Annotated in this window: 10 protein-coding genes; 7 read left to right on the forward strand and 3 right to left on the reverse strand. The window is 33.7% G+C overall.

Annotated elements, in window-relative coordinates; genetic code table 11:
* Nucleotides 1–51: 51 nt before the first annotated feature.
* The 3 genes from N3C_RS11355 to N3C_RS11365 form a co-directional block, all read right to left on the reverse strand.
* Nucleotides 52–483, reverse strand: coding sequence for a DMT family transporter (locus N3C_RS11355; RefSeq protein ID WP_074366145.1), 432 nt, complete (start codon nucleotides 481–483; stop codon nucleotides 52–54).
* A 39-nt stretch (nucleotides 484–522) separates the two neighbouring features.
* The gene (locus tag N3C_RS11360) at nucleotides 523–1,008 is read right to left on the reverse strand and encodes a dUTP diphosphatase (RefSeq protein WP_074366146.1); all 486 of its coding nucleotides are present in this window, start codon (nucleotides 1,006–1,008) and stop codon (nucleotides 523–525) included.
* Nucleotides 1,009–1,307: 299 nt separating this feature from the next.
* Nucleotides 1,308–1,856: a 2'-5' RNA ligase family protein gene (locus tag N3C_RS11365; protein WP_074366147.1), complete on the reverse strand. Its 549-nt coding sequence runs from the start codon at nucleotides 1,854–1,856 to the stop codon at nucleotides 1,308–1,310.
* A gap of 286 nt (nucleotides 1,857–2,142) precedes the next feature.
* On the opposite strand from N3C_RS11365, the gene N3C_RS11370 reads away from it, so the two are divergent.
* From N3C_RS11370 to N3C_RS11400, 7 genes are all read left to right on the forward strand, one after another.
* Nucleotides 2,143–3,399 (forward strand): UDP-N-acetylglucosamine 1-carboxyvinyltransferase, encoded by a 1,257-nt coding sequence (locus N3C_RS11370; protein WP_074366148.1) that lies wholly within the window; start codon nucleotides 2,143–2,145, stop codon nucleotides 3,397–3,399.
* A 35-nt stretch (nucleotides 3,400–3,434) separates the two neighbouring features.
* The gene (locus N3C_RS11375) at nucleotides 3,435–4,217 is read left to right on the forward strand and encodes an MBL fold metallo-hydrolase (protein WP_074366149.1); all 783 of its coding nucleotides are present in this window, start codon (nucleotides 3,435–3,437) and stop codon (nucleotides 4,215–4,217) included.
* Between the two features lie 27 nt (nucleotides 4,218–4,244).
* Nucleotides 4,245–4,805: a GerMN domain-containing protein gene (locus N3C_RS11380; RefSeq protein WP_074366150.1), complete on the forward strand. Its 561-nt coding sequence runs from the start codon at nucleotides 4,245–4,247 to the stop codon at nucleotides 4,803–4,805.
* Between the two features lie 80 nt (nucleotides 4,806–4,885).
* A complete protein-coding gene (locus N3C_RS11385; RefSeq protein ID WP_074366151.1) occupies nucleotides 4,886–5,398 on the forward strand; it encodes an SEC-C metal-binding domain-containing protein in 513 nt (170 codons plus the stop codon).
* Between the two features lie 387 nt (nucleotides 5,399–5,785).
* Nucleotides 5,786–6,706, forward strand: coding sequence for a carbohydrate kinase family protein (locus N3C_RS11390; protein WP_074366152.1), 921 nt, complete (start codon nucleotides 5,786–5,788; stop codon nucleotides 6,704–6,706).
* A 175-nt stretch (nucleotides 6,707–6,881) separates the two neighbouring features.
* On the forward strand, nucleotides 6,882–7,823 hold the full coding sequence (locus N3C_RS11395; protein ID WP_083604534.1) for an extracellular solute-binding protein: 942 nt from the start codon (nucleotides 6,882–6,884) through the stop codon (nucleotides 7,821–7,823).
* A gap of 69 nt (nucleotides 7,824–7,892) precedes the next feature.
* The coding region (locus N3C_RS11400; RefSeq protein WP_074366153.1) for an ABC transporter ATP-binding protein at nucleotides 7,893–8,637 on the forward strand (745 nt) is incomplete at its 3' end.

The following is an 8,637-nucleotide window of genomic DNA, read 5'->3' on the forward strand; positions in this document are numbered from 1 at the left end:
TAAAGCTTACTTTCCCCTTAAAAAGAACAAGGATGGAAAGGGCTTTTTTATTTAGTTTTTCCACTTAAAAATAATTATTCCGATAATCATAATAATAACACCAATGATTTTATTGGCTCCAAAAGGAACTTTGTTGGTGTCAAAAAGACCAAGAGAATCAATTAGAGCTGCTGCTGTTAATTGAGATACTAAAATAGTAGATATGGCGTAAGTAGTTCCTAAAAGATTGATACCTTTCATTACGGTAAAAGTAATAACTACTCCTATGGCACCGCCTAAGAGATAGAGTTTATTTACTTCCTTCACATTTCTTATGTTTCCGTCACGAACAAACAGCATTATTATTATAGTGATAAAAAAAGCAGTACTTTGGACGATTAGGTTTGTTTGCCAGGCTCCTATTTTTTCCTGCAATCTAGTATTAAATACTCCTTGGAAGCTCATTGCGGCACCAGCTATTATAGCAAAGATTAGACCAGTCATAAGTAAATCACCTCAAACTTAGTCTAACCAAAAGAAGATTTAATAACCGCTATTTTGCCTCTCGTGGTTGATTGAATTTTTTTTAATATAGGCATTTTCTATTTCTTCCTCTGAAAAGCCTAAAGATAATCCAAGATTTAAAAAGTCTTCAAAGAGAGTGGTATATTGATCATGGGATAAACATATTATGAAGTCATTTAAATCTATATATAAATTTAGAAATTGATCTGTGAGAGAGGCCTCTGGCACTTTTGGTTCTATATTAATATCTTCAAAGTTTTTTTCTAATCCAATAGATAATATGAAATGAAGGCAATCTACATATTCTTCTAAAATTACGTCTTTAGGAGAGGGAGCTTTATTACTCCAATATTTAAAGCACCTTGTTTCATTAGCTAATTCTCCTATTTCAACTTGAAGGGCCAAAGTTTTTCTTTGAATAAGGTTTTCGGATTGAAGGTTGTGTTCAGAAACAATTCTTGCATCTAACTCCTTTTGCAAGGCATATAGTTTTTTTAAATTCATAAAAAGGCTTCCTTTCCGTAAGATAGTTGAAATAACTCCTTTGTATATTGAATGATAAATTTCGAAAAATTTCTAAAGATAATCAACATATATATTCTAACGAATAATTAAATAAATTTAAAGTTACTGCAAACGATTTCTGAAAAATAATTTGCAAAATTAAAAAATGAGAAAAAATAACAAAAAGAGCCAATATATATGATAAAAAACTCATATACAAATTAACAGGGCGCATATTTTGATTAAAAAATAAGGACTCAGTATTACTGAATCCTTATTTTTACTAGTGATATTTTTTATTAATATTCCCTTAATGGATAACTTTTCACAACCATATCTTTTCTATTAGACATAGATTTCCATAGTTCAATTCTATCGATGGTAGCTAGCTTATAAAAGTTAATTATTTTAGCTTTATTGTAAGCGGCCTCATATTCATTTTTTGATAATTCTCTTAACGGAAAGTTTGAACTATTTAAAGAGACATGAAGATTCCAATCCTCTATGCTAGGTCTTACGCTAATACCATGTAGTTTTAATGTATCGTTTATTAATCTAGCCAACCGGCTTATATATCCCTTATTTTCAACCTGTAGACTAACGGTCCTGTAAGGATCCTCAAAACAGATAGCATTATTAATCTCAACTTTAAATCTCTTATAGGGCTTTAAAATCTTATTAATTATCTTGTCAAGTTTTTCTATGTCTGTTTCTCCTATTACATCTAAGGTGATATGAAGGGTTGATTGATTTTTATTGCTCTTATATTTTTTTGCTATACTTCTCTGCAACTTTTCTATATCTTTTAGGGAATCGTTATCAAATAAAGCAACTAAATAATATTTCATTGCTACCTCCTGTATAGTACCTAAGGGCACTAAATCTTGAACTTTACATATATAATACTTTAAATTGCTATTATTTTCAATAAATACTGCCGATAATGTAAAAAAAATCTGCTTAACATTATTGAGACTTATGCTATAATAATATGTATGAAAGTGTAAGTTAAACTTGATTTTTGGTTTTTGAGTTATACTGAAGCGAATAGAGCAAGTTAAATGTTTTCAATGCATGGAAAAATCTTACAGCAAGTTTATATAATAGATTATTTGAATAAGGATGGGTAGTTATATGGAGAAGTTGCTTGTATATGGAGGTAATCCTTTAAATGGCAGAATCGAGATAAGTGGTGCAAAAAACGCAGCAGTAGCAATACTTCCAGCAGCATTAATGGCTAGTAATGGTATATGTAATATAGATAATGTTCCCGATATTGAAGATATACGATGTTTAGAAAGAATACTAGAATCTTTAGGATGCAAAATTGAAAGACACAACAATAGAGCTATTATTGATAGTACGCAAATGACCAGTGTTGATGCTTGCACCGAAGATGTAAGAAAAATGAGGGCCTCTTATTATCTAATCGGTGCTTTGTTAGGTAGATTTAAGCAGGCTAGGGTGGAGCTACCAGGGGGATGCCCTATAGGGGTTAGACCGATAGATCAGCATATTAAAGGTTTTGAGGCCCTAGGAGCAGAAGTTAAGATTGAGCATGGCGCAGTAACTGTCAAGGCAGATAAGCTTGTAGGTGCCAACATATTTTTTGATGTTGTAAGCGTAGGTGCTACAATTAACGTTATGTTAGCAGCAGCCTTAGCAGAAGGTACAACAATATTAGAAAATGTAGCTAGAGAGCCTCATGTAGTAGATGTAGCGAATTTTTTGAATACTATGGGGGCAAATATAAAAGGAGCAGGAACTGACGTAATAAGGATTACGGGAGTTAAAGAGTTAACAGGATGTTTCTATAGTGTAATACCAGATCAAATAGAAGCAGGAACTTTCATGATAGCAGCAGCCGCCTGTGGAGGAAGAGTAGAGATAGCTAATGTAATTCCTAAACATTTGGAATCTATAACTGCAAAGTTAATTGAGATGGGTGCTGATATTATAGAAAAAGAGGATAGTATTATTGTTGAATCCAAGGGGCCTTTAAAGGCAGTAAATATAAAAACACTACCTTACCCAGGGTTTCCTACTGATGTTCAACAGCCTATGAGTACCCTTTTATCTGTGGCTGAAGGTAGGAGTATAATTAATGAAAGCATATGGGAATCTAGATTTAAGCATGTAGATGAACTTAAAAAGATGGGGGCAGACATCAAGGTTGAAGGAAGGACTGCTATTATTGACGGAGTTGAAAAATTGACGGGAGCTGTAGTTAAGGCTACAGATCTTAGGGCCGGAGCAGCTATGGTTATAGCGGGATTGATAGCAGAAGGCGTTAGTGAGATACATAATATTGAACATATAGATAGAGGATATCCACAAATTGAAGATAAGTTTAGAGCTTTAGGAGCAAGAATAGAGAGAGTAGCAGAGTGATTCAATAATACAAGGGAAGAAAGGGAGAAAAACCATTGATATTTAGTTCGTTATATAGTGGCAGCAGTGGAAACTCTATATTTTTATCTTCTGATAATACCAAGATATTAATAGATGCAGGAATGCCAGGAAAAAGTATTGAGAATGCCCTAAAGGATATAGGTGAAAAGGCTGAAGAGATAGATGCAATTTTTGTAACTCATGAGCATACAGATCATACCAAGGGGGTAGGTGTTTTATCCAGGAAGTATGATATACCTATATATGCCAGTGAAGGTACTTGGAAGGGCATGATTAAACAAGTAGGAAAGATTAAAGATAATAACATAAGGGTAATGAATTCACCAATAAGCATTAAAGATATGGATATAGCAAGCTTTGCAATATCTCATGATGCTCTGCAACCTACAGGCTATTCTATTATCTGTGAAGGAAAGAAGGCTTGTATTGCAACGGACTTAGGATACTTATCTGAAGAGGTAAAAGACAATATTATTGATGCAGATCTATTGTTATTAGAAAGTAATCATGATGTGGAAATGCTTAAATTTGGTCCTTATCCATATGTATTAAAAAAAAGAATATTAAGTGATGTAGGTCATTTATCTAATGAGGCTTGTGGAAAAGCAATAATAGAAATAATGACTGAAAAGCAAAAGAAGATAGTATTAGGACATTTAAGCAAGACTAACAACTATCCAGAGTTAGCTTATCTTACTGTTGCTAATATTTTGAAGGAAGAGAAAATCAATATCGGTAAAGATGTAATTCTCACCATGGCCGACAGAAGTAAGCCAAGCAGTTATATTAAGTTGTAGTATAAACTTTATGAAAAGAGGGAAGCTATGAAAAAAATACTAATTATTCCAACATTGCTATTAACAATAACTTCCGCTGTATTAAGTTCTGGTTGTGAGAATGTAAGTAATACTAGTAAACAAAAACAGGAGAAAGTTCACTTAATGGATAGTAGTGATGAGTTTTTGAGCTTGAATGTGTATTTTGACGCTACCACCGATGATAATGCAGTGAGTGTAGCTAAGGAAGAACTGCTTATTAATAAGGAAGAGCTTATAGGTGAAATTTTAATTAATCAGTTGATAAAGGGGCCTTCCACAGAAGGAAAGCTTAAAGCTGTTCTACCTAAGGAAACTAGATTAATAAATCTTTCTATTAAGGATAATATAGCTATTGTAAACTTAAGTAAGGAAGCGGCAGTGCCAATGACCGCTAGCAAGGAGGAAGCTTGCTTAAGAGCTATAGTTACATCCCTTTCTCAAATAGAATCAGTAAACAAGGTAACTATCCTTATAGATAGTAAAAATGCTGAAACCCTTGGAGGAAATTATAATATATCCAAGCCTTTTAGTCTTGCAGATATAAGTGCCTTGAAAATACAGGAATAAGTTATATAATTTGTTGAAAAATAGAAAGGCATTAATTATAATAATTGCTATAAATACAGGATGCAAAGGAGAATTAGAATATGAGCCTATATACAGATTGGACAAATATGGTAGTTAATTTTGTGAAGCAACATGGAGAAGACGCCTTTTGGCAAGAATACGGCCGAATGGAAACAAAAATTTATACCTATGTACTTGCAAACTTCAAAGAGCCTTTAAAAGGTACTATTGCAGAATTAGCAAAGAAGTTTGATACTACACAAGAGTTTTTTATGGGATATTTAGATGGACTAAACGAAAGCTTAAAAGAAAGCTATGATCTAGAAAAAATAGAAGCTGATGATGTACTTACTCTTGATATAGATTTCGAAAAGTTATATTTTAATATGCTAGATGCCAAGGCCGACTACTTATACAGCCTACCTCAATGGGATGGAATCTTCTCAGTAGAAAAGAGAAAAGAGATACATAAGGCATGGAAGGATTCAAAAACTGTTGTTAAGGAAAATAAAATAGGAAGAAATGATCCATGTCCATGCGGCAGTGGTAAAAAGTATAAGAAGTGTTGTGGAAATAAAGCAGCAAACCAATAAGTACTTTTGTAATTTCAATGTCATCTATATATAAAGATAGAGCGTTGCAAAACTACTGAAAGAGTAGTTTGCGACGCTCTTTTTGTTTTAGAAAATCTTTACTCTAAAATTTTAGTGATCTATATGGCGAATTTGATTATTAATTAATGAAATTGATAATATTATTAATTTTATAATATATTCTGATAATTTTGATATATCATATTGACAAATAATGAAATGTTCTGATATATTTACTATATAAGATTGATAATTCTTGAAATGAAATGTAATATTTTATCGAATATTGTAAACGTTCTATCATTCATATTACATATTAGGAATTCCTCTATGGATTGTTAATCTCTTTGATAAAATTTGATTTCTTCTAACAAAGGAGACAGTTAAATGGTTGATATAGTTGGTGTAGGTCATTGTTGCCAGGATTATTTATGCATAATAGAAAATTATCCTCCAGAAGATGGTTCTACTCATATTACCCAAATCACCTCCCAAGGAGGTGGAGCAGTAGCCACTGCAATGGTTGCTGCAGCTAGATTAGGAATACATACTGGTTATATAGGGAATTTAGGAGATGATGAAATTGGTGATATGATCATTTCTGAATTTCAACAAGAACAGGTGAATGTATCTACTATTAGCAGATTGCCAAATGTTAAAAGCTTATCTTCTTATGTAATGATTCAGCCTGAAAATGGAACTCGAACAAAATTTCCATATCAAGGTAAAATCCCCCCAATTTCCTGGGACGAAAAGAAGAAAGAAATGTTAAGAAATGCTAAGATTCTCCATTTGGATGGAACAGATTATGAAAATGCCCTTAATGCTGCATTATTGGCAAAAGAATATGGGGTTACCATTTCACTTGATGGCTGTTCTAGGCAGCAGGATAACAGTAAAAATAAAGAATTAGCTTCTATGGCAGATATTCTTATAATGAATGCAGTTTATCCCATGGCTGTTTCTGGAAAGTCAAACATCAAGGATGCCTTGCTTGAAATAAGTACATGGGGACCTAAAATTATACTTTCTACTGCTGGAGCCAATGGTGTTTATGCAGTAATTGATAGAAAAGTATACCACTACAAACCTTGCAAAGCAAAAGTAGTTGATACAACAGGTGCAGGTGACGTATTTCATGGAGCATTTCTTGTTGCTTATTTAATGGGTAAAAGTTTTGATGACTGCATAGGTTTTGCTCAGTATACCGCTGCAATAAAATGCGTACAAATTGGTGGACGTACAGGAATACCTGATTTGCAGAGGGTAGAGAAAAATTACAAGTGTTTTACAGGTACTCGCCTGTGAAAATAAATTATTAATGGAGGGAAAACAAATGAAAAAATTTTTAGCCTCATTGCTGACTTTGTCTATGTGATTTGGTCTCGTAGCCTGCAAATCAGGAGAGTCAACAGTTAAAGATCCAAACAGTAACACTAACAGTAACACTAATACTAGCACTAATGAAAACGTATCCGGTACTTTGGTTATTTACACCACTACCTATGACCTCGAGTACAAGCTTATAATTGAACAGGGATTCCACAAAAAGTATCCTAATGTTAAGATCGAAAGTGTACAAGCTGGAGCTGGTGAATTAAAAACTCGTATTAAGTCTGAAGCTGAAAATCCACAGGGTGATGTTATGTTTGGTGGATTAACTTACTCCGATGCAAACGCTGGTATTTGGGAAAAATACGTTTCTAAAAATGATTCAACGATGCCAGAATCTATGCGCAACACAACTGGATATTTGACTTGGACTACAATCCAGTTAGAGAACCTTTTTGTAAACGTTAAAGCTGCTAAAGATGCTGGTATTGATCCAAATTCTATCAATAGTTTTGATGCTCTCCTTAATCCTGCACTTAAGGGAAAAATCATTTGGGCAGATCCATCCTCATCATCTTCTGCATGGAATATGCTAGCTACAATACTTGCTGCAAAAGGTGGCTATGAAAGTGATGAAGCATGGAAGTATGTGGATAAGCTTCTTGCAAACGGCGTTGTTGTAGGTTCAAGCTCAAGTGCTTGCTACAAGTCCGTTTATGATGGCGAATATGTGGTAGGTCTTACTTATGAAGCTCCTTGTGTTTCATACATTGAAGGAGGAGAAGGCGACAAAGTTAAGTTAGTTTATATGGAAGAAGGAACATCAGCATTCCCATTTGCATCAGCAATTATAAAAGGTGCAAAAAATATGGACTTAGCTAAGCTATTTATGGATTATGTATCCTCTGAGGAAGCACAGAAATTGTGGGCTTCATCAACCGCTCGTCAAGCTAATACAAATTTACCAACTACTAATGAATTCTTAACTGATATGAGCAAAATTAAATTAGTTGAATCTGATCATAAATATCTAAGTGAAAACAAAGAGAAAATTTTAGCTAAATTCCAAGAGCTATATGTTAAGTATCAATAAATATAAATCATTGGTGGGAATCTGTATAAACAGATTCCTTCCAGATAACTTTTGAGAGGAGATTGCTGGATGAGTATTAATATAAAAATCAAAAATGCGGTAAAACGCTACGGCGATAATGTAATAATCCCTGATTTATCTCTTGACATACATGAGGGTGAGTTCTTTACATTACTTGGACCTAGCGGATGCGGAAAGACAACATTATTACGTATGATAGCAGGATTTAACTCAATAGAAGATGGCGATTTTTACTTTAATGAAACTCGCATTAATGATTTAGATCCGGCCAAACGTAACATTGGTATGGTGTTTCAAAACTATGAGATTTTCCCACATCTATCTGTAAAGAATAACGTAGCCTATGGTTTGAAAAATCGTAAATTAAGCAAGGAAGAAATGGCAGAGAGAACGGAAAAGTTCTTAAAACTTATGAAAATCAAAGAATTTGAAAACCGTATGCCAGAGCGTTTATCAGGCGGTCAACAACAACGTGTGGCCCTAGCAAGAGCTTTAGCAGTGCATCCTGATGTATTGCTTATGGATGAGCCTCTATCAAATCTTGATGCTAAGCTAAGAGTGGAGATGCGTGAGGTTATTAAGGAAATCCAAAATAAAATCGGTATAACTACGGTATATGTTACTCATGATCAGGAAGAAGCAATGGCTGTATCAGACCGTATTGCGGTTATGAATGGTGGTGTAATTCAGCAAATAGGTACTCCAAAATTGTTATATCAGAGACCAGCTAATCTTTTTGTAGCCACCTTTATTGGCCATACCAATGTGTTAGATTGTAAGATCTATAAAGATG

Origin of the sequence: Clostridium sp. N3C (assembly GCF_900095445.1) — a bacterium.
GTDB lineage: Bacteria > Bacillota > Clostridia > Clostridiales > Clostridiaceae > Clostridium_AU.